Raw genomic sequence first — 842 nt, 5'->3', positions numbered from 1 at the left:
GGCGTCTTCCAGGCCGCCCAGCCGGTTCGAGACCACCACCAGGTCGGCGTTCGAGCGGGCGACCAGCGCGCCGTGGCCCATCGCGAACGACACGTCGGCCTGCGCGAGCACCGGCGCATCGTTGATGCCGTCGCCGACCATCGCGACGCAGCGGCCGGCCGCCTGCTCGCGCTGCACCGCGGCCTGCTTGGCGGCGGGGTCGGCCGCGCCGATCGCTGCATCGGCACCGACGCGGCGCGCGACGGCCTCGACCCGCTGCGGCGTGTCGCCGGACAGCAGCACGCGGCGCCAGCCGGCCCGGCCGAGCGCGGTCATCGCGTCGACGGCGTCATCCCGCAGCCGCTCGTCGAACTCGATGCACAGCAAGGCCTGGCCAGCACCGCCGAACCAGAGGCGCAGCACGTCGTCGGCCGAGGGCTCGGCGCCGACCCAGTCGGCGGCACCGAGCCGCCATTCCACGCCGTCGCTGTCGCGCGCCGACAGGCCGCGGCCGGTGTGCTCGGCGACCTCCGACCAGGCGATGCCGTCGTGCGGCGCGAGCCCGGCCACCGCCTGCGACAGCGGATGGCGCGACCAGCGCGCGAGCGAGGCGGCGCGGTGCAGCAATGCGGCCTCGGCTTCGTTGGCGCCGGCCAGCAGCCGCACCGCACTGCAGCGCGGCTGCTCCTGCGTCAGCGTGCCGGTCTTGTCCAGGAACACCGTGTCGACGCGCGCCAGCACCTGCAGCGCGTCGAGCCGCTGCAGCAGCMCGCCGCGCCGCGCCAGGCCGCGCGCCGCGGCGACGAAGGCGGCCGGCGCCGCGAGCGACAGCGCGCACGGGCAGGTGACGATCAGTACCGAGA

The 842-nt window shown here is 76.6% G+C and carries 1 protein-coding gene; it reads right to left on the bottom strand.

The window, feature by feature from the left end; genetic code table 11:
* The coding region (locus AC1D01_RS36960; protein ID WP_477874820.1) for an HAD-IC family P-type ATPase at positions 1-842 on the bottom strand (842 nt) is incomplete at both ends.

Source organism: Rhizobacter sp. P3_B12 (assembly GCF_056402895.1).
This window is presented reverse-complemented; position numbering and strand designations above follow the sequence as displayed.